The 20,691-nt window shown below is 36.1% G+C and carries 21 protein-coding genes; 5 read left to right on the top strand and 16 right to left on the bottom strand.

Annotation, left to right across the window (positions count from 1 at the left end; genetic code table 11):
- Positions 1-540: 540 nt before the first annotated feature.
- The 5 genes from QNJ50_RS07195 to QNJ50_RS07175 all read right to left on the bottom strand — a co-directional run bounded on the left by QNJ50_RS07195 (position 541) and on the right by QNJ50_RS07175 (position 4,634).
- A complete protein-coding gene (locus QNJ50_RS07195) occupies positions 541-705 on the bottom strand; it encodes a hypothetical protein (RefSeq protein ID WP_300633610.1) in 165 nt (54 codons plus the stop codon).
- A 108-nt stretch (positions 706-813) separates the two neighbouring features.
- On the bottom strand, positions 814-2,001 hold the full coding sequence (locus QNJ50_RS07190; protein WP_300633608.1) for a P-aminobenzoate N-oxygenase AurF: 1,188 nt from the start codon (positions 1,999-2,001) through the stop codon (positions 814-816).
- 514 nt (positions 2,002-2,515) lie between these two features.
- Positions 2,516-2,818, bottom strand: a complete 303-nt coding sequence (locus QNJ50_RS07185) for a hypothetical protein (RefSeq protein ID WP_300633607.1) — start codon at positions 2,816-2,818, stop codon at positions 2,516-2,518.
- A gap of 268 nt (positions 2,819-3,086) precedes the next feature.
- A complete protein-coding gene (locus tag QNJ50_RS07180) occupies positions 3,087-4,169 on the bottom strand; it encodes an aromatic ring-hydroxylating dioxygenase subunit alpha (protein ID WP_300633606.1) in 1,083 nt (360 codons plus the stop codon).
- A gap of 282 nt (positions 4,170-4,451) precedes the next feature.
- Positions 4,452-4,634, bottom strand: a complete 183-nt coding sequence (locus QNJ50_RS07175; protein WP_300633604.1) for a hypothetical protein — start codon at positions 4,632-4,634, stop codon at positions 4,452-4,454.
- Positions 4,635-4,922: 288 nt separating this feature from the next.
- Between QNJ50_RS07175 and QNJ50_RS07170 the strand changes: the two genes are divergently transcribed.
- Positions 4,923-5,330, top strand: a complete 408-nt coding sequence (locus QNJ50_RS07170) for a heavy metal-responsive transcriptional regulator (RefSeq protein ID WP_300633602.1) — start codon at positions 4,923-4,925, stop codon at positions 5,328-5,330.
- Between the two features lie 93 nt (positions 5,331-5,423).
- Complete coding sequence (locus QNJ50_RS07165) at positions 5,424-5,720, top strand: acylphosphatase (protein ID WP_300633600.1); 297 nt, start codon at positions 5,424-5,426, stop codon at positions 5,718-5,720.
- 64 nt (positions 5,721-5,784) lie between these two features.
- Here QNJ50_RS07165 and arsS read toward each other — a convergent pair whose 3' ends face one another.
- The 3 genes from arsS to QNJ50_RS07150 all read right to left on the bottom strand — a co-directional run bounded on the left by arsS (position 5,785) and on the right by QNJ50_RS07150 (position 9,519).
- Positions 5,785-6,771 carry an arsenosugar biosynthesis radical SAM (seleno)protein ArsS gene (arsS, locus tag QNJ50_RS07160; RefSeq protein WP_300633598.1) on the bottom strand — a complete coding sequence of 329 codons (987 nt, stop codon included), beginning with the start codon at positions 6,769-6,771 and terminating at the stop codon, positions 5,785-5,787.
- A 334-nt stretch (positions 6,772-7,105) separates the two neighbouring features.
- The gene (gene arsM, locus QNJ50_RS07155; protein ID WP_300633596.1) at positions 7,106-8,071 is read right to left on the bottom strand and encodes an arsenosugar biosynthesis arsenite methyltransferase ArsM; all 966 of its coding nucleotides are present in this window, start codon (positions 8,069-8,071) and stop codon (positions 7,106-7,108) included.
- A gap of 773 nt (positions 8,072-8,844) precedes the next feature.
- Positions 8,845-9,519: a response regulator transcription factor gene (locus QNJ50_RS07150; protein WP_300633594.1), complete on the bottom strand. Its 675-nt coding sequence runs from the start codon at positions 9,517-9,519 to the stop codon at positions 8,845-8,847.
- A gap of 709 nt (positions 9,520-10,228) precedes the next feature.
- On the opposite strand from QNJ50_RS07150, the gene QNJ50_RS07145 reads away from it, so the two are divergent.
- Positions 10,229-11,488, top strand: a complete 1,260-nt coding sequence (locus QNJ50_RS07145; RefSeq protein ID WP_300633592.1) for a GAF domain-containing sensor histidine kinase — start codon at positions 10,229-10,231, stop codon at positions 11,486-11,488.
- Here the strand turns inward: QNJ50_RS07145 and QNJ50_RS07140 are convergent.
- Together QNJ50_RS07140 and QNJ50_RS07135 are read right to left on the bottom strand one after the other, a co-directional pair.
- The gene (locus QNJ50_RS07140; RefSeq protein ID WP_300633590.1) at positions 11,485-11,772 is read right to left on the bottom strand and encodes a Mo-dependent nitrogenase C-terminal domain-containing protein; all 288 of its coding nucleotides are present in this window, start codon (positions 11,770-11,772) and stop codon (positions 11,485-11,487) included. The two genes, QNJ50_RS07145 and QNJ50_RS07140, sit on opposite strands and share 4 nt — an antisense overlap.
- A gap of 298 nt (positions 11,773-12,070) precedes the next feature.
- A complete protein-coding gene (locus tag QNJ50_RS07135; RefSeq protein ID WP_300633589.1) occupies positions 12,071-12,946 on the bottom strand; it encodes a redoxin domain-containing protein in 876 nt (291 codons plus the stop codon).
- 184 nt (positions 12,947-13,130) lie between these two features.
- Between QNJ50_RS07135 and QNJ50_RS07130 the strand changes: the two genes are divergently transcribed.
- Positions 13,131-13,520, top strand: a complete 390-nt coding sequence (locus QNJ50_RS07130; RefSeq protein WP_300633588.1) for a 6-carboxytetrahydropterin synthase — start codon at positions 13,131-13,133, stop codon at positions 13,518-13,520.
- A gap of 82 nt (positions 13,521-13,602) precedes the next feature.
- Here QNJ50_RS07130 and QNJ50_RS07125 read toward each other — a convergent pair whose 3' ends face one another.
- Positions 13,603-13,785 carry a hypothetical protein gene (locus QNJ50_RS07125; RefSeq protein WP_300633586.1) on the bottom strand — a complete coding sequence of 61 codons (183 nt, stop codon included), beginning with the start codon at positions 13,783-13,785 and terminating at the stop codon, positions 13,603-13,605.
- 145 nt (positions 13,786-13,930) lie between these two features.
- Positions 13,931-15,664, bottom strand: coding sequence for a group II intron reverse transcriptase/maturase (gene ltrA / locus QNJ50_RS07120; RefSeq protein ID WP_300633584.1), 1,734 nt, complete (start codon positions 15,662-15,664; stop codon positions 13,931-13,933).
- Positions 15,665-16,295: 631 nt separating this feature from the next.
- Between ltrA and QNJ50_RS07115 the strand changes: the two genes are divergently transcribed.
- Complete coding sequence (locus tag QNJ50_RS07115) at positions 16,296-16,421, top strand: hypothetical protein (RefSeq protein ID WP_300633582.1); 126 nt, start codon at positions 16,296-16,298, stop codon at positions 16,419-16,421.
- 205 nt (positions 16,422-16,626) lie between these two features.
- On the opposite strand, the gene QNJ50_RS07110 is transcribed toward QNJ50_RS07115, so the two are convergent.
- From QNJ50_RS07110 to QNJ50_RS07095, 4 genes are all read right to left on the bottom strand, one after another.
- On the bottom strand, positions 16,627-16,845 hold the full coding sequence (locus tag QNJ50_RS07110) for a hypothetical protein (RefSeq protein WP_300633580.1): 219 nt from the start codon (positions 16,843-16,845) through the stop codon (positions 16,627-16,629).
- Between the two features lie 54 nt (positions 16,846-16,899).
- Positions 16,900-18,324 (bottom strand): HAMP domain-containing sensor histidine kinase, encoded by a 1,425-nt coding sequence (locus QNJ50_RS07105; RefSeq protein WP_300633578.1) that lies wholly within the window; start codon positions 18,322-18,324, stop codon positions 16,900-16,902.
- 380 nt (positions 18,325-18,704) lie between these two features.
- Complete coding sequence (locus tag QNJ50_RS07100; protein WP_300633576.1) at positions 18,705-19,460, bottom strand: DUF4079 domain-containing protein; 756 nt, start codon at positions 19,458-19,460, stop codon at positions 18,705-18,707.
- A 406-nt stretch (positions 19,461-19,866) separates the two neighbouring features.
- Positions 19,867-20,352: a DM13 domain-containing protein gene (locus tag QNJ50_RS07095; protein WP_300633574.1), complete on the bottom strand. Its 486-nt coding sequence runs from the start codon at positions 20,350-20,352 to the stop codon at positions 19,867-19,869.
- Positions 20,353-20,691: the final 339 nt, after the last annotated feature.

The raw sequence follows: 20,691 nt of genomic DNA, 5'->3' as shown, positions 1-20,691 counted from the left end.
ACTTAAAAAATAAGGATGTTTCCTTAATTATTTAATTGTAAAAGATAATTTTTATTATTAATTTATTGGTTTAATTAAATTGCTTTGAAACTTTAGAATAAATCCCATATCATCCCGCAATGATGCAACGCCAAATTTTTGATACAGTTGGTAAATAATTCCTAGTTGTAACAGGGGAATCACAATACCCTGGAACAATAGACCCAATGTATCTAATATCCAGTCTTCACTGGTTTTTTCGTGTAGGAAATTTAATTGTCTATTTCTTATCACAATTAGGGCTAATAGTGTAAAAAAAGTAAAGAATACTAACATTTTGCTAAATTAGTTTCAATTTATACGATTTCTTGGTTGTATAGTCTCTATACTTTTAAATAGGTTCTACCTGGGAATTGTCGAGAAGTGGCAAAGCCACTTCTTTTTTTGAGTTCTCAATTTTTCAGAAATATAGAGATTTTTTTTAGGAAAAATAATTTTCTAGACCCAAAATTCCTAATTATAAATTCAATTATTTAACTTTAATTTTTTAACTTCAAAATTCTAAACCCAAAATTCTAGAGAAACCTGTTTGTATGGTAGTTTTCTTGGATCTTCTCCCTGAGAAATGCGATCGCGAATAGATTCAACAAATGCATGAATGGTATCAGCAGGAGTATTGGTGAAGTGTGCGCCATATTTTTCAATTACTTCCCACTGAATACCCAAAGCAAGAATATCTTGATGAATAATATATTTAGCATTCCAACGAACAAAAGGACGAGCTAATTTATTCCAAAAACCGTTAACAGTTACTCATTACTCCTTACTTCTTACCTATTTTCTAAAAGCTATTGTTTGCGTCTTGAGATATTTAGGAATAGAATTGGACTTCATTAGAGACATTTCGCGATTACTTTTCCAAACATAGTCTAGGGTTCTTAGATAAACTTTGTAGGACTCCATTGCTTCGGTATGAGTTTGGTAACTGCGATGGAGCGCTTCAGTTTCTTCGGTAAAACAACGTCGGATTGTCTCTTTTGCTTCCGTATCGCTCATCTCAAAAACTGGCGATCGCAAAATTTGGTAAATAGCTGTATATAAAGCGGGATCGTACCAAAATATTCCGTTAACAGCTACAAAAAAATGATAATGGTCCTTTTGACATCCATATATTCCTAAATTAGCAACTAGTTTCTCAAAATTAGTTGGAGGTTTAAGACATTTAATTACATCTTGAGAAATAATGGTAGAACTATTGAAATGAAAACTCTCATCCATAAAATGGTAGTAAGAGATTTTTGAGGGTATGGGAGCTTTTTCCGGTTCGGAGTATTTCTGATAATAGTTACTCAATTTGTGCTGGATTATTTTACCGTTGAGTGTGCGTAAACCTCGGACTGTAAAATATTGACAAGCTAAAAAAGTATTTCCAGCTGATAGCATTCCAAAACTTTGTAGTTGGAGTTTTTTACAGCAAGTTTTGATATTATTAGTATTAGCAAAAATCATAGTTTCTGCATAGGGGCTTAGCATCGGATAGCCAAACACTTGTTTGCTAAATAATACTTGTTCTACTTGTTTAGATATTGTTTGAAAAGCATTGATATGGGCGCGTTCTTGGGATAACTCCAAGTCAAGCATATCGCAAACAGAACGAAATTCCTCTTGTGCATAAAGTCCAGCAGCACTTGTTTGATTGAAAAAAATCGTAGCTATTTCAGCAGAAATCATTTGTGAATAATACGCAACCCAATAAAGTTGATTGAGAATAATTCTTTGGCTACTACTTGCTTCTTCCCATAAAGGTGTACCGTAAAGCAAGGAATATTCTTCAGGATTCCAGTATTCATGTTTGCATTTTTGATATTTAAAATCGGCAGATGTATTATCTAATAACTTAGTATGGTCTTGTTGTTGATTACGTTTGTAATTAATTTGTAATTTACGGTGAGTTTTTTGATTATCTGTTCTTTGATTACTTATTTGTTTTTTTAAGGTTTCATTTTCTTGATAATTAATCATGATTTCCTAGAAAAATATATTTATTAATTTTTTATTTAATTATTGATTTATATTGATTTTTATGTATGATTTTTTAATCCAATAAATAATAAACTTTAAATATTTTTTCAATGTGTAGAGTATTTTAGGCACAAGCTATAAAACACCATAATCTAAATAAATGGTATTTATTACAAATTCATAGCATATATTTTTATGAATATTTGAATTTTTCTGAGTATTTAAACTCTGACAAATAACTCAGAACAATAATTTGAAAAAATAAATTTGGGAAATAAACCTAAAGAATTTGTACTTTTTCCGAAACCAGAATATTTAATATTCCAATATATTGATTGGATTTTACTTATGATTAGCTATTTTTTGGGAATGTTCTCATCCCAAAATAGCTGTCTTATGATGGAGACAAATTTAAGTAATTTACTTGTGTATCTTGTTACGACTGAAAATAGCCTGGTAATTTTACATTTTTAACTTATATTCGACTTATAAGTTACTATGAATTTCTTATTCTTCATAGTCTATATTTTGGTTCTAGAGGTATTGCTCTAGACTTTAAAGATTTCCGAGATAGAGAATGTTGTGCAATTTGGTAACACCCATTATTCGAGACAGAGTTAGATTCCTGTTCTCCATTCACTACTGGTGTTCTCGGTATAATCATTGGATGTTCATTATCAGATAAAGAATCATCGCGATCACTTGGTTTCTCAGCGAATATTCCTGGATCTGGAATCGGACAAAGACTAGCCAAGTTTGGTTTTAAATTAGTAATACTGTGGTTCGATTCAGACTTTTCTTCAATCTCGATCGTCATAATCGTCATAATTACTAGAACTACGGAGTTCAGTAATAAAGATGACAATTTAATTCCACTTCTTGACATAGGAGATAACAATTGTTTCTTTATAGAACAATTATTATTTTCTGACGAATTTTCAACGACTTGGTTTCAGTTTTCGCAACGATTTTATTGTTAAATAAGTCACCCTGTATGAATAATTATTCGATAGAAGTAGTCATAATTTAGTAGTTATAAAGATAAAAATATTGCTATATAACTACTAGCTTTAGAAGATTAATTATTAATCGTTTGCTTCTCCTTTTAATTTCCAGATTCGATCTTCCTCTTTCCACCGATCTTCAATTAATTCCCAGCTACCCCAAGCCAAGGTTTTTTGACTATCTACGTGATGAATAAACTGAAGAATTGCGTGGTCTACTTTAAGAGGAGTTTTTAAATCAAACTTAATTGTTTTAAAAATTTTGGTGTCACCTTTAGCAAAATAATTACCTACCATCTTTGTTAGCCATAGTACGATTGGATTCAATAACCAACCAAGAATACCCCGACGTTTTTTCGTTATTAAGATTGTTTGACCTTCTGTTTTTCCATTTTCAGTCATGCGCAGGGCAAACATAATGTGAAAATGGAGAAAATCTGGTCCCACTGTCACCGTACCAGTACTTCCATACCAGTAACACATACTGTAGGTGACTGCATTTTTGTAAAAAGGACGAATCAATCTGATAAAGAAAGAATTTTCTCCACCACGGGTAATATTGCTAAAAGTAATAGCATTTTTATTGAGTTGTTCTTTGGTGAAGATAATTTCTAATGGTAGATTATGAACCGTATTGAAGTGATGGGCATCAATTGCATTTATCATCACCACATTTGGGTGACAGTTTTTCTCGAAGTGGGAACCAAGAAGACTATCACATCGATGGTTCTCTAATTCAGGAACAAAGGGTAAGGGTTGTTTGGGAATATCTCCAGTCCAGACCCAAATCAAACCATATTTTTCTTGAACATGCCAAGTTTTTAATTGGATGGGAATGTTTTTTCCTAAACAAGGAATATCAATACAGGTTCCGCTTGCATTGAACTTCCAGTTGTGAAATAAGCAGCGCAGTCCATTACCTTCAACGGTTCCCTCTGCTAAATGAGCCCCCATATGGGGACAATAGGCATCAAAGCATGCTAATTTACCATCTTTACCACGGTAAATTACTAGCTCCTTTCCTAATAGGTTAACAGGTTTGACTTGAGATCTACGGACTTTACGAGAAGGAATAGCCCAGTACCATCCTTCTATGAAACGTTTCGGATGATTAAAGGTCGTTGTTTGACGATTTAGACTAATGGTTTGCGATTTGACACTCATGTCATTTAAAATACCGGAGTTCCCGGATATGCATCGTTGACAATGGCGTTTTCTTAGTTGGGTTGGAGATGAAATACTTGTGTTGGGATTTATAGCAGATATCTGAGCAAAATAGAAATCTATTAGTACATAGAGGATTAGTACATAGAGTGCGAAGTGCATCTTGCGTTGCACATAGCATCGCAAATCATATTCTAACTCCTGAATTCTGCTATAAAATTTAAGTTTTTTCTCCTTGAACGACTCAACGCCACATACTTCAACATTTCCTATAATTTATTTTTAAGCGGGAATTCTTAAGGTTGAATTTTTAATTGCTGGGGATGAACTTACAGATGCGAACCACATTCGTTTTCCTGCTGGGGTTAAATTGGTTTCGCTAATTTCTGTCAAACATACCAATTCATCACCATTTAGGTGTCCCGGATTCATTCTATCGAAAAATTCAATATGGGGATCGGTCAAACGTTCTTGGGGGATACCTCTGAGTCCTTCCCGGAGAATATGAGGATGGGAAAAGCTGACATTTACACTTTCTAAATTTTAATTTGTCGTTCAAAATGATACAAATCATACATTTAAATATTTTTTGTTTTGTGACAGCTAATTTATTTGTCTTTTAATGCTTAGTGTTTATTAATGTTTTGATTATTGGGGACTAGGGACTAGGGATTAGGGATTTTTAGAGCGATGATAAGTAAAGATTTGGATATGAATTAACTATGATGTCTGTGGGATATTGACGTAATATAAATGAAAGAAGAAACATTATTTTTAATTGGTCAAGTCCAACAAATTACTGGAATTCCCATTCGTACCATTCGCTATTATGAAAGTCTTGGTTTAATCCGACCTTTGAAGCGAACTGAAGGGGGTTTCCGTCTATTTTCTGCTGAGGTATTTAAACGACTATCATTTATCAAACGCGCTCAAAGTTTAGGACTCAGCTTGCAAGAAATTAGTGAAATTCTTCAAGTTTATGATGGTGGAAAACCACCTTGTGATGATATTCAACAAAAACTGAAACACAAAATAGAAGACATTAACAAACAGATTGATGATTTGCTAGAGTTACGAGGCGAATTACAAGGATTAATATCAGATTGGCATAGTGTAACAACTAAGCCAAAAGAAATAATCTGTCCCAATATCCAGAAGTAATATTCAGAAGTAGTACTTAGAAGGTATTTATAAATAGAATATAAAATTATTGTACTGTGTATTACGTGTACAATATGATGTCTTTTTTCGGTTATGCAAAATCCTTCATTACCACAAAAGCAAGTTCGCACCCATGTATTAATTTCTGGAAAGGTACAAGGTGTTGGTTATCGATATTTCACAACAAAGAAAGCTTCTCAGTTGAAAATAAATGGTTGGGTGCAAAATCTCCCTGACGGTCGGGTAGAAGCTATTTTTGAAGGCGATCACAAAACTGTAGAAAAAATGATTAACTGGTGTCATGAGGGATCACCTTCTGCTGTAGTTTGGGATGTTAGTGTTGAATATGTTGAACCAGAAGGGTTACAGGGTTTTGAGGTAAGACGGTGATGAGTGGTGAGTAATGAGTAATGAGTAATGTTAGCGCCACGCTTCCGCTAACGCCAATCGCCACCTACAACAAAGCTCCACCACAACTGGAACCACTACCTGCTGTGCAACCATAACAGTAAGCAGCCGTTTGCACTTGGTGAATTAAATCTAAATTATCTGCTTCCAATAATTTCTTAACTGTGAGTATCTCTCCATCAAAGTTTTTTGCAGGTAGATTCATCATTTGATTAAAGTCACAATCATATATATTACCGAGATAATCAACTGAAATTTCATCCCGACACATTAAGTGTTCTACTGTACTGGAATTAAAACTAGATTCTAAAAATTGCAAATATGGAGCGTAGATTTTCTTACGTTCTAAATGAAATTTAGTTCTACCTACTGGCAAATTTGTAATGGTAAATAAATTATTGAAGACAATACCAAATTTTTCTTGTAAAAACTGTTTGTAATCTTGTTCTAATTTAGCCTGGTCTGGAGTAAGGGAAAATTTTTCACTGTTGGGTAATTGAGGATTATATACTAGATCTAAAGTCAAATTAGGTTGTTTTGCGTAACCAACTTTATTTAACCACTGTAGCGCTTTTATAGAAGCATCAAAAACACCATCACCACGCATTTTATCAACATTATCTGCTAAATAACATGGCAGAGATGCAACTATTTTGACTTGATTTTTAGCAAAAAAATTGGGTAAATAATCAAAACCATTTTCAAAATAAATAGTTAAGTTCGAGCGAACAATTACTTGCTTGTTATTTTCTCTTGCTGCTTCAACTAAAGATTTAAACCCGTAGTTCATTTCTGGTGCACCACCAGTTAAATCAACGATTTTAATTTGAGGAAATTTGTAAATTAATTCAACTAATTGTTGACAAATTTCTGGAGAAAGCTCTTCCGTACGTTTTGGACCTGCTTCTACATGACAATGGCTACAAGCAAGATTACAGCGCCGACCAAGGTTGATTTGCAAAACTGTAATTGCTTTTTTTGTTAGTGGAAAATCAAGTTTTTTATCAAAAGGTGTAATTGTTGTCTTAATCATTTTCAGTTATCATTTATCAGTTAACAGTTAACAGTTAACAGTTTATGGCTTACGCCACGCCCTTACGGGCTACAGTTAGCAGTTATTGGTTAGCAATTTATGAAAATTTATTATGCTGAATTAGCAGTAAGGAATTTACTGAACAATTTATATGATGATTTACTGATGGTATCTATAGGGGCGCATAGAGATACGCCCTTATTCATCAATCTATAGTCAATCTATCTATACCTTTGGTTGGGAAGTTCTAGTACCCAACTTTTCTTAGGGTAAGTGTTAATTATTAAACTTCAACACCTGGTTCTAGAATTTCTACAGATTTCAGTAATTTTTATTAACAACAACCACCACCATCGTAATGCCAAGTGGAATTAGTTACCATAATCTGTGGTGCATAAGCTGACAGCTTGGCTGCAGTTTTATCACAAACTCCTCCAGGAACTCCTTTTTGGAGAATATGTCCCGCTCCATCGTCAAAATATTCTTCAGAACCAGCATAAATTGCAGTTTTACCGGTAAAAATACAAGCACCATCTTCTGGAATTGGGACTTTAAAAGCAACAGAATCAAGACTTTCTAACAGCAAATTTTCTGATAAATTATATGTCTCTCGATCTAACAACCGATAGGGACGACGGGCGCGAATTTCTACTTGACCAAAACCTGCTTTAATTATACGTTGAACATATTTTTCATAGGTGAGTGCACCTGAAAGACACATAGCTCTTAAGCGCTCATCTTGCTGTAGATGTTCTGGAATTGGACGAGTCGCGATCGGATCGCTCATTTGCAGACGTCCACCTGGTTTCAATACGCGATAAGCTTCCCCTAAAGCCCGAGCTAAATCCTCTGGTTCAAAAATATTGAAAAGGCAATTTTGAGCTACAATATCAACGGAATTATCCTCAACTGGCAAGTTAAAAGCATCACCAGAACGAATATCTACAAAATTAGTCTCAAACCAAGGGTTTTCAGCCTTTGCTATTTCTAGATTGCGTGCCGCAGCCTGACGCATTTCGGACACTGGGTCGACTGCAATTACACCACCCTGACGCCGAGTAAAGTAGGCAAATTGTAGAGCTTCTAGCCCACCACCAACACCAACATATAGTACAGTCGGTTGGTTAACTAATTCTGCGGGATGAACTGTAGAACCGCAACCATAATTCATCTCCTGTATTGGTAGCGGTATCTTGAGTCCCGGTAGTTGCATCGGTGTACTCTGCACACAACAGAGTCCGACTTCTGGTGTTTGTGCTACTTCGCTGTAGAATTGAGCTGCTGTGTCTAGATAAGTCATCGTTGGTTCTATATTTATCGCGGATTCTTGCAAAATAATGCTCTTGCAATCTCAACTGAAATTTTACTTCTCAACTACTAAACTTAAGATTCACTTTATACTAGTACGGGTCGGCGGAAACAAAGCAACCATTCATAAAGTCTAGAAGTTAGATAATATAATACTTATGTCCTACGGATATGCTAGAGCTATAGCTGCGCTACCTATAGCTGCGCTACCTACGGATCCGGAGCCGCTACCTACGGTACGCTAATGAATTGTGTCCTACGGACACGCAATACCTATAGCTAGAGGCTCCGCCGTCGCCGTAGGCTCTAGCTGCGCTACCTACGGATCCGGTACGCTTACGCTAGCTGCTAATGACTTTTGTTCGTCCGTAAGGACGCGGTCTGTTTTGACTTCCGCACAGCGGTACTAGATCTATCTTAAGTGGTTGCTTGTATGATTTTTTGCTGCTATTGGTGGTTCTTTGGCACATAAAAAAAACTCAAAGCAGATAAACACACTGCTTTAAGATTGATTCGCAAGGACTACGGATATTTAAGTACCTTTTAGAGCTATTTTTATTTAAATACAAATGCTTCTCAGTTTTATGAGTTTTTCCTGAGAATTGACTTTGGTACAGATTAAATTATTTATGTTCTCCTTTCAATTGTTATTTAGTATACTTCTGATTGTTTGAACAAAACTACTAGTAACCTATTTATCAGGGAATTAAAGACATTTATCTCAGTATTGGATTATTGATGGTAATTTTAATTATCGAATTAGTTTCATTCTCTTAGTACGTAACCAACACCTCGGATAGTTTGAATAAGCCGCTTTTCACTATTAGCTTCTAACTTTAATCTTAAATAACGAATGTATACTTCAATGATGTTGGAGTCACCCATGAAGTCATAACCCCAAACCTCTTCAAGAATGCGATCGCGTGTAATAACTTGGCGTGGATGTGACATTAAATGTTCGAGCAGATCGAATTCTTTCGCGGTTAGTTCAATTTGACGGGTTCCTCGATATACTTCCCGGGTAGAACGATTTAACTTCAAGTTCTCGAATAGTAAAACATCTACATCTTCTTCTTGGTTGCGACGCAGATGGGCGCGAATTCTGGCTAATAACTCCTCAATGCTGAAAGGTTTGACAACATAGTCGTCCGCACCTGCATCTAAACCTGTTACCCGATCGCTCACCTCATCTTTTGCTGTCAGCAAAATAATCGGAACTTTTTCCCCAGTTGATCGCAGACGACGACAAATATCGACCCCTGACATTCCTGGTAACATCCAGTCCAAAATCACTATATCTGGATGAGATTCCCGCGCCATCGTTAACCCACTCAGACCATCGTTAGCGACGCTGACTTGATAACCTTCGAAGCTCAACTCCAATTCCACAAATCGAGCTAACTTGACTTCATCTTCGACTAATAATATGTGCGCCGTCATGGGAGTTTAATATTTTTTCCTATTTTCAATTTTTTCAATTAAGTATTGAAATGTGACTTCTCAACTCAAATAAAAAGTATACATTTCTACTACCAGTTCAAAACAATCTCAAACAATATCAAATAATCTTTATCATGTTTATAGTTTTTTATGTGTATTTATGTCTTGGGGTACTTGTACTTTGCAATTTGAATGTTAAAGATAGGTAAAACTATCAGACTCAAGACATAGCTGAGGGTATGCTCTTACTCTCTAATTAACCCAATACTTGTAGGAGTAAATGCAGCAAGGGCGCTAACTAAGAATATTCCAATATTATTTTTGATTGCAATTTAACCGGAGACTGATATAGAAATCCAAAGTTTAGATTGCACTCGTATATTTTGTAAGACATCGAACTGTAAGACATCGAACTGTAAGGCATCGAATTATAAACCATCGAATTGTAAACCATCGAATTACATCGCATTGTAAGAGATGGAAATGTAGGGGATAGAATTTCACACATATCTTAGTGTCAAGTGTGTGGAATACGGATGATTATCAATAATGTTTAACAACAAGTGCAAACAGTTAACACTATTATTTACTCACTACCTCCCTAACTATTTATCGGTACATAGAACAATTGTGTAGTTGTCTTGCTAAACAATAAAATTAAATTTTATTGTATAAAAATCTATCAGTAATTTAAGTTAAGGATTATTCAATGTTTTTTAATTCTCTATTTTTGCAACTAGGGGAACGACAGCGAAAGCAGCAAGCATTGGCAATGCTATCATCTTTAAGTTATAGAGATGGAAAGCTACCAGAATACCTTAAAGAAATAGCCTGTGGTGTAAGTAAATTAATTGGAATAGATCTATCTGTAGTTACAATTTGCCACCGGGGTTCCGGTAAGATACTAGCCAGTAGTATTGATATGGGAAAAGAGCATAATTCCTATTCACTGCATGGTCAATTATCTGGAACAGTTGTTAAAAACAAACAAAATTTAATCGTTGAAGATACTCAAGTTTGTAGCGAATACGGTGTGGGACCGGATGGGTATCGTGCTTATTTGGGGATACCGCTCAAAACTTCGAAGGGTGAAGTTATTGGAACGGTATGTTCTTTTCATAAGCGACCACGTAATTTTTCTGACGAGGAATTAGAAATTACTCAACTCTTTGCTGAACGTGCGGCGACAGCAATTGATAATTATCAACTTTATCAGCAACAGCGGCAATTTAATGAGGCTTTAGAAGCAGAAGTAGCCCGGAGAACAGAACAGTTAAGACAAGCTCAAGCGAAGCTTGTCGAAAAAGAAAGATTAGCTGCGATTGGTGAATTTGCTTCAGGTATTATTCATGAAATTCGTAATCCATTTACAACCATGAAAATGGGTTTGAATTTTTTTAAAAAGTTAGATTTATCAGAACCTGCTCAAGTAAGATTATGTTTAGCTTTAGAAGAAGCAGATAGATTAGAAAGATTATTAAAAGAAATATTACTTTACGCTAAGCCTCAAAACTTAGAACTTATACCAATTGATATTAACCAACTAATTACGAATTTATTAGTAGCGCTACAAATAATGCCAGAAGCGGAAGGGAGAAAACTTGAGTTTTTACCTGCCAATTCAGTCGTAAAGATTATGGGAGATGAAGATAAAATTAAACAAGTATTAATAAATTTAGTGCGTAATGCTTATGAAGCAATTAATGTTGGGGATACTGTTAAATTACAAATAGAGTACCAAACTCAAGATCAACAAGTATATATTAGGATTCATAATGGTGGAGAGGCAATACCTGCAGAGGTTTTGCCCAAACTAACTCAACCTTTCTTCTCGACAAAATCCTCTGGGACTGGACTGGGACTTGCAATAGTTAAACGTATAATAGAAGCACATAATGGAGAATTATCAATTATTTCAGCCGCAGAGTTAGGAACAATTATAAGTATTAAATTACCCACTTCTTCCTAACAATAAGCTGTAACATCTTCTCCACATTCATCTGCAAGGTAACATAGAGCTTTAAAGCGTAAAGTTACTACTTGTTCGTAAAGAGGATTTAACTTACACATTGGTGGGATATGAAATAGTTTGCGACCAAAAAGTACTACATCTCTTTCAAATGGACATTGTGAAGGAACTATTTTACATAGGAAATGTGCAAGTGTAGGATTATGGATATCGATAGATTCTAACCATTGACGAACGGGATAAAGTAAGTCATGTTTTTGGCAAATTTGTGTAAAAGCAGTCATAATAATTCTTCTCCCCAGTGTGGGAGTTTTAGAGTTAATATTTGTTAGTGATGAATTACTTCGTTCTTAGTTATCAGCCTTCAGAGGGCAATTTATTTAACTCTGACTTTGAGACTGATTTTCAGATTAGATGTTTTTCGCTTTCTAGTTATATATAGGTTTGATTGCCTAAAGTTATGCAGTTGTGATTTGTTGATTAGTGGTTCTAAGTTGGAATCTTTCCTTGATATATAACTACATCTCCTACTGACGTGACTCCGGATATTTTTTCGGAACTAGTAGCAAATTCATCAAACCTTCACGGCGTAGGCTTTTGGATGTTTCGTGCTGTTAAGCCAAGCCTACTATTAACAACCTCAAATATCACCTGAGTACCTGCTTGAATCGTGCGATAACCTTTACCAGGAATTGCAGTGAAGTTAAAAAATATAATTTCACCATCATCTTGAAGAATCGTTCCATTTCCGGTTTGTAAGTTAAATTCCCTCACTACACCATGTCCGACTTGAGATCCATTTGCACCGACTACAGGTAAATCATCTCCCCATTCTTGTTGGGGAATGCGAATTTTTTTGACCTCAGGGGTGTTATAAGCTTCATAACGATAATTACTGAAGGTTTCCATGATTTCCCGCAGATTTAAACGGAGTTCCTCTAAAGTCGGTCTTCCAATAAAGAACCAACCGTTATATATTTTGTGAATTGTTAAGTCCGGTCGCAGTACAAAGGTGTAGGGTTGAGCGCAGTTTGCATATTCCCCTTCCGTTTCATCAATTATGTTGAGTTGTGCGATCGCTTCCCGTTTGCGATCGGATAAAAAAGTCCATTCTGCACCCAATCCAGCGCGAAAAGCTGCTTGGACAATGGGTGGATCTACACTTATGCTGGTTAATCGACAATAATTAACTTTTAGCTCGTCTTGAAACTGCACCAATTGACGCATTTGCTGGAGGTCACGGGGACAGAAGAAACCGCGATAGAAAACAACAATTAATGGATAACCATCAAAAAACCCCAGATGCTTATCCATTATGCTTGATTGAGTTAACTGGGAGAGTTGGATTTCTTCTTCTGTATGACTTGGTAATTGGAAGTCAGGAAATTTATCGCCAATTTTGAGATTTACAGTCACGATTATCAGTAGGGTGCTGTTAGCGTAAGCGTAACGCACCATTCTAAATTTCAGAATTGCTATTACCAGTTTATGGCTAACGTCACGTCCTTATGAGCTAAAGTTGTCGGTTATAAAATTTTATTTTTCGGCAACGCTATTATTTTTGGTCAATATAGACTGAGATAAAATGAAAATGGGCATACAATGGTTGCTTACCATTTCATTGCCTAGGAGGTGAATCGTAATGCCCAAATGGAAACTAGTAACAGAATTTTCCTTTAGTAGTGCCCACTATATTAAAGATTATGATGGGCCTTGCGGTAGGATGCACGGACATAATTACACTGTAAAAATGGAAGCTACTGCATCCGAGCTACACACTTCAGAATACTGTCCTCATCCGGTAATGGTTGCTGATTTTAGGACGCTGCGCTGGGCGAAAAAAGATGTCAGCAAAGGCGGACTCGACCACTGTCTTTTAAATGAAGTCATGCCTCCGGAGTATGAAACTACTGCCGAGATGATTGCTAAATATATTTACGATCAAACTAAGAAAATTTTACCTGCGGATGTGAAACTCAAGGTTTCAGTTTCGGAAACCCCTAATTCTTGGGCTGAGTATGAAGATGATTAAATATTTTTCAACAATATTTTTGGTAACTGAGGATCGGCTAAGAGTTACCTGAAAAAACTAAAAAATTTGGATAATAGAAATATCAGGTTGTTATTCCAATGATGCGGGAAATATTAACAACGGATAGGATTGGATTATCAAAAAATAAAAGCATTAATAGCGGATAAAACACATAGACATCCGTTTTTCCCATAATTACCCAAAGAGTTAACCCATCCGTTGCAAAATACCCACCTTCCACACAGCGACAAACTTTTGCATTCATCCCCTTGCGGGGAGATGTGATCGGAAAGAAAGATGCAAGAGAGTATGTATACAGAAATCTGAGAAATGTTTAATGGGTGGGGCGGGGATATCGCTACCCCTTTCCCCCCGACAAACCGGACAAGCAAGTTACCCTGCATCCGGCTTTAGCCAATCCTAACGCTTCCAAAAACTGTATTCGATTCATGGTTATTCTGCACAAGCACCTCCTCTTCACGCTTAAGCCCTACTGAGTGTACTTGTCGATGACAGAAGTAATGCATCAATTCTAAATTAGCGTAAGAATCTTTACCACCCTCAGAGCGAGGTATTTTGTGATGTTTTTCTATGGGTTCATCATTAAATAATGATTCCCCACAGACTGGACACTTGTATCCTTGCTTTTGAGCAAGTTTTTGGTAAGAAGGAATTAGGTTGTGAGATTTTCGTTTTCTTCTCAACTCCCAGTATTCCCTCAATTCTGGGTTATCATAAGAACCATCACCTTTGACTAAAGTGTGCCTCTTAATATTGAACCAACTAAATTTGAAAAGAAACTGACCTGTTGGTTTATCTCCGAACACCCAGTTATCATTTCTGTCTAGGTTTAGTCGTCCCCAGTATTTAGATTTACGCCACCCGGAACTTTTCTTTGGATGCATTCTTTTGGCGTACCTCTTTTCTCTCACATACATCCATCTGTCTAACTTGTGAAATATCTGTGAGGAAACCACTGTACGATAATAATTAGCGACACCGCGAATAATCGGGTTGAGTTTGCCTATCAAATAATTCACATTATTGCTTTTATTCTCCAGCCAAACTTGTCTGATATTGTTACGTACATTCTGCAAAGATTCTTTACTAGGCTTAATAAGTACTTTCCGACCTAATTTGGTATTTTTGTCTTGGTACCATCTGATGTTAAAGCCTAGGAAGTTAAAACCCTGAGTTAGATGAACAATTTTGGTTTTAGACTTAGATAAAGCCAAACCCCTAGTTTTCATCCAGCAGGACAAATCATCAACCGCTCTCAAAGCGTCTTCCTGACTCTTGCAGAAAACTACCAAATCATCAGCGTATCTACAGATACCGCGACTGCCGATAGTATGACCGTGTTTGCTGTATCTAATATTGAGAGCTGATTCCATACCATGCAAAGCAATATTTGCAAGAAGCGGGCTAATTATCCCGCCTTGAGGTACTCCTTTGGCTGTATCGTGAAAAACGCCCTTATCTACGTATCCTGCCTTTAACCATTTTTGAATTAACTTCCTTGCAGGAAAGTTACCAATGGCTTTAAGTAAAGGGTAGTGTGCAATATTATCAAAACAACCTTCAATATCTGCATCCACCACCCAAGTTTTTGTTGAGTTAGCTTTGGACATTGAATGTATTCTTTCTATCGCATCATGTACCCCTCTCCCAGGGCGGAAGCCGTAGGATGTACGCTCGAATCTAGCTTCCCAATAGGGTTCCAGAGCATTTTTAACAATAGCTTGTAAACACCTATCGATGATGCATGGAATTCCGAGGGGGCGTTGTTTCCCGTTGGATTTACGGATATAAACTCGTTTTACTGGTAATACTTTCCAAGCTAGGCGCATTGCTAGAATATCTGCCAATGTTCCCCTTGCTTTTGGTGTTAAAACTAGTAATTTATCCACACCAGCAGTTTTCTTGCCTGAATTGATTTGTGTGACTCGTCTAATAGAAAGTACAATATTAGAGTAGCTACGCATTAGTAGTTTCTGAAGGTTGCGAACCCTCTTCAAGTCACCGTTTCTGGTCGCCTTGAAAATTCTTTGTCTAAGTCGCCTGACTACGCGGTTAACATTTTTCCACTCAATGCTGTTCCAGTCCGTAGTCCTTTTGGTTACGTTCACAATTCCAGATTGCATCCAACTTTTCCCAAAAAGTTTGGTTTCTTTACCATAGAATCCAAGGGATTCACTCGCTACACGTCAGCATCCTTTCGGATTGGTCATTTGACCTATCTACCCAGTTATGATTTCCTGTTTACCGTTGGGCGTGGCAGCTTTCGCTTCTTGTAGCGTCTTACACCCACTGGGGAATTCAAGCTGGATAGCCCATATCTCTACTTACAACGTGGATTCTAGTTGTAAGACCCCATTGGGGTTCCTTCATATCACACACAAGAGATACAACCATTCTGGGTTCCTTCTATACACCGGAGGTTGTTCGATGTCCTATATTCCGAGGACAGGGCGGAATATCTAACCTCATTTACCGTTTCAGCCGATTTCGGTAATTCCTCATCACGGTGCCTCGTCAAAGGTTCACTTTCGTTAACCCATAAATGGTTTTACCCTAGCATTACCTCCACAATACGGCTCGTAGATTTTACGCATTTCCCTCTAGCTCTGAGACACCATAGTTACCCGTGGTGCCCCTTCGGGCGGGTACTGGTTCAGACATTAACCAGGAGTAGTTCTGAGCTACTCGCTCTCATGTGCGACTGACAGTCGCACCCATCCCCTTGCGGGGAGATGTGATCGGAAAGCAAATATTATGGCAGTCGTTCCATCGCCCATTGGGGGTTTCCATCCCCTTGCGGGGAGATGTGATCGGAAAGAGTTCACTCTTGGAAGTCTTACTGTGAGCGGGTTTGGCATACCCCAATCGACACCAGTCTGAAAAACGTTAAAAAACTTCTAAAAATTAGTCGATTTTGCAACCTGGAAACCTTGCTCCATAAGCTATCGACACCAGTCAACGAAGTTATAGGGTTTTCAAGGTTCTGGGAAGTGGTGTCGTTTGTGCCCTGCACGCGTGCAAAAACGCTCAACACGCTGTTAAGAATACACTAAACTTAATAAGTTATCAATATATAAATGTAAAATTAAACACTAAAGAAGAGAACTTTACTATTAGTAGAGAACGATCGAGCTTTGAAGAGTTTTCGTATCAGATTGAAGATGTCAACGGCGACGATCGCAATAATATTGTCAGTTTTAGAAGCGATGCAGTCTACGTTTCTACGAGCTTGATAATCCAATATTTTTTCAAACAAATCTTTTGATTTCGTAGATGACGTCTGATTAAATAATTTGACAGACATAATACGAACTAAAATTTATTTTAATTTTACTGAAGGAGAACATCAACGGAAAATCTAAACCGGCAAACTAACTGTAAAAGTACTTCCTTCATCCTGCTTAGAGCGCACACTAATATTACCACCCATCTGCTCCACCAAAGTCTTAACAATAGATAAACCTAAACCAGTTCCACCAGCCCGATTACGTGCTTCATCTACTCGATAAAAGCGTTCAAAAATCCGCGATTGATGTTGTAAAGGAATACCATAACCTTGGTCGCAAACCTGGATGATTGCTTCTTGTTCTTGTTTTGAAAGACTTACAGTAATTGGCTGACTTTCGGGAGAATACTTAACCGCATTATCAATTAAATTCAATAATATTTGTTTGAGACGGCTATAGTCTGTTTTAACTTCAATGATAGTATCCTCAGCCCTAATATTAATTTCTCTATCACTGTGTTGACGCGCCATTCCTACCACTTCAACAATAATGTCATTTAACACACAAGATTGAATTTTCAAATGCAAATGACCGCTATCAGCACGCGCTAACTCTAATAAATCTTCCAATAAACGAATAGTGGTTTCTGCTTCAGAAGCAGCAGTTTCTAAAGCTTCTTTTTGGGTTTCAGTTAAATTCTGCTTGCGTCGTAATACACTTTGCAAATATCCGTGAACAATCGCCAGTGGAGTACGTAACTCATGGGAAATATTACTCACAAATTGTCTTTCTTTTTCCCAAGAATCGGAAAGACGTGAAAGCATCATATTACAAGTTTTAGCTAATTCCCTCACTTCACTGGGTGCATTGTCCAAATATAGATGTCCTTTACCTAAATCTTCGACAGAAATCACCTCTGTCATATGACTTAACTGACGCAAAGGTTTGAGAGAATGTCTAATATAAAATGCAATAATCGTTGAAATTGCAATAATTACGATCGCACTTGCAACAGAAAGATTTTGCACAAGTGTAACAAACATTGTTTGATCGCGAGTAATATCATGCATCACAAATAAATTACCCAACGATTTTCCTCTACTATCTTTCAGAGGAGTTCCACACCATATAAAGTAACGATCGCTTAACTGACGGATTTCTGGTAATAAAGGTGCGTTTTTTAGACCAGTTAACTGAGATTGCTTTAGCTTTGAAAACTTATCCAAAGATTTTGACTGTGCAATAACTTTATCATCAGAATTGATAACCCATATCAATGTATTATTAATAGTTGACTTATCAACTGCTTTTTGCAATGCTTCTTTTTGAGACAACATTTGCATTTCCCCATAAGTTTCTATATCGCGTGGGATATTGTTATTAATTTCTTGAACGTTATCTTTGTGAGATTCAACCAAGATTTGCTGCATTCTCCAACTAGTTAAACCAGCCAGACCTCCCAAAGCTACAGTCGATAGAATTGCGATCCCAGCTGTTAACCGAAAACGTAAAGAAGATGAATCAATTGTTCTCCAGAGTTTACTAAAATTTTTCACTATTTTGCTGCTACTATTATTTTGCTATTGAGCTTGAGTTTTGAGATATATATTGATTTTGAGATATATATTTATTGTTAATACTTGTGATAATCCCAAAAAATTAATCAATCTCATAATACTTATAAGCTCATGTTTAATTAATTAATGTTATTTGTAGTGCATCCTTCTTAACTTAAATTGTACTCAATGTCAGTAAATGTTATTATAATTTATCTAAAATTAATCAGATAATCTCTCAAGTTTTTAACTACTTTATTTGGCAAGTTAATGGTTGACTTTATGTGAGATTTTCTTGGAATTATTATTAATTGATAGAGACGTTGTATATAACGTCTCTGAAGGTTTGTGAGGAGCAAATAAAATATGCCAAAGCAAATCTAGTAATTGCTATTACTGTTAATATTCAGCATTGACTGCTGATTAGGTGGATCATTTGGCAAACATGTTTTATTTTGAAAATCACACTGAAAAACATAAGGTTTTTGCCAACTCAAAGGAATTTCTAATAAGTCCCTTGCTCCTGTCATACCCTGACCAATAAACAGCAGTAATGCAAATGTATTTAGAATAGTATGAATTATCCGCCAGCGATTTTTGCGATCGCGATAAATTTCTGGCACAATTGCTAGAGAAAAAACCATTAACAGTGCTGCTGCAATTCCATAGTAATAGTGTGACCAGTACCATTCATTAGTACGCCGAAATACACCATCTTGAGAGCCAAGAATTACTAAACCCGCACCAGTTAAAGTTGCAAAAATCCCTCGCCATAATGGCTGCTTGGCTTTATATAAAAAGACTAAAGAAGTAATAGTTGCAACAAACATTAAGACAATAAATATTGCTTGGAATGGTGCTTTAACCCACAATTTATTTTTAATAATATTGTCTGCAAAAATTGGGTAGGCTAAACCAATCAAAGTCAGTCCGACAACAGAACCTGTTAACCAATTACCAAAACGTCTGTGTTCTGGACCAGCGACAGCGGGTATTTTACTCTTTTTCTTGTCTGCTGTTTGTAAGCGGCGCTGGCGAGCTTGCCATGCAAAATTAGAAACATTACCAATAAGTGGAAATACGAAAATTACTGCAAGAGCAGGATGTATGAGAGAAATAAAATCTGTAAGTTCCATGCTGATATTTTGTCCAAACCCCTATGTAATTTTTGTATTCTGGTCGATTGTGAACTGAAAAAATGTACTTTTATTGATTCTGTATAAATTTTTTTATAACTACAGAGCTTAAAAGCTACAATTCTGAATTTTCAATTCCTAATTCCAAATTTAGAACTTTATTTAGAACTTCAAAACTTGGAATAAAAGAAAAATACTATATATAGAAACTTGTAAGTAAGCGAAGTAAACAAAAACTTTACATTTCACAACATATTACGAAAAAGCCGATTCTAAGCTCTTAATTAAAGATGTACCCTGCTTTGAAGAAAATTTAGATTGATAGATAGTTAACTTTTGAGTTTAAATTAGCAACTGATCGCTGTTATTAAAAGACTAAATCGATAAGAAATAAATATAGTTTAGATTAGACTTTAAAAGGTGCATAACCAAAAGTTGCATTGAACTGTCGACACCAAACTGCAACTGATTTAAATTCTGAAAGATCTATATTTACCGGTATTTCATAACGTTGAGTTCCGCTAGTATTTTTCAATGGTGCAATACTGACGTAATCTTTCTCCTTAATACCAGTAATTGGTAATGTATCGTTGCGATGTAAAATTACAAACAGGTCTGGACCGCTATCTGTCTTGAAATTCCCATCGAACTCCAGGTATTTTTTGCCATTTTCTGTTACCACTTTAACTTCACCCTGGGTTGGATGTTCTGCAGATTTAAATGTTCCAGATATAGTATCAACAGCGGAAGTAGAAGTGTTTGCTGCGACTGTTTTTTGGGTCTGAGCTTGATTTGCTACTTCAGTTTCTGGTTTTTGAGATGCTTCTTGCGCAGAGCATCCAACTGTTAATAAAGTTGCAAAACCTACTAAAACTAAGGATTTAAGCTTCATTTGTTTAGTGTCCTCACATCGGTTCATGATTACACTTTAAAGCTTTGTAGCTATAGCAAAATTAATATAGGCTGAGAAGTTGCTAAAAATTTTTACCAATTCTGAGATTGATTTTTAATCTCATTTTAATGTACGGCTTCGCGGCTAATTTTATACTACATATTTAAACGTGCTTTGGCTAACATAGATGCCTGAAATATATAACTAGCAATCGTATCAGTTTTTCTCGCACATATATGTATATTTTCTCTGTTCTACATTTTACATATTTTTGTGGAAATTAATTATTAGCCATTGAAATCATCTTAGAATACCCATGATTAGAATAATTCAAACAAA

It is taken from the genome of Mastigocoleus sp. MO_188.B34 (assembly GCF_030065675.1).
Lineage (GTDB): Bacteria > Cyanobacteriota > Cyanobacteriia > Cyanobacteriales > Nostocaceae > Mastigocoleus.
Note: the sequence above shows the minus strand (reverse complement) of the source record. Positions and strands in the feature narration are given on the sequence as shown.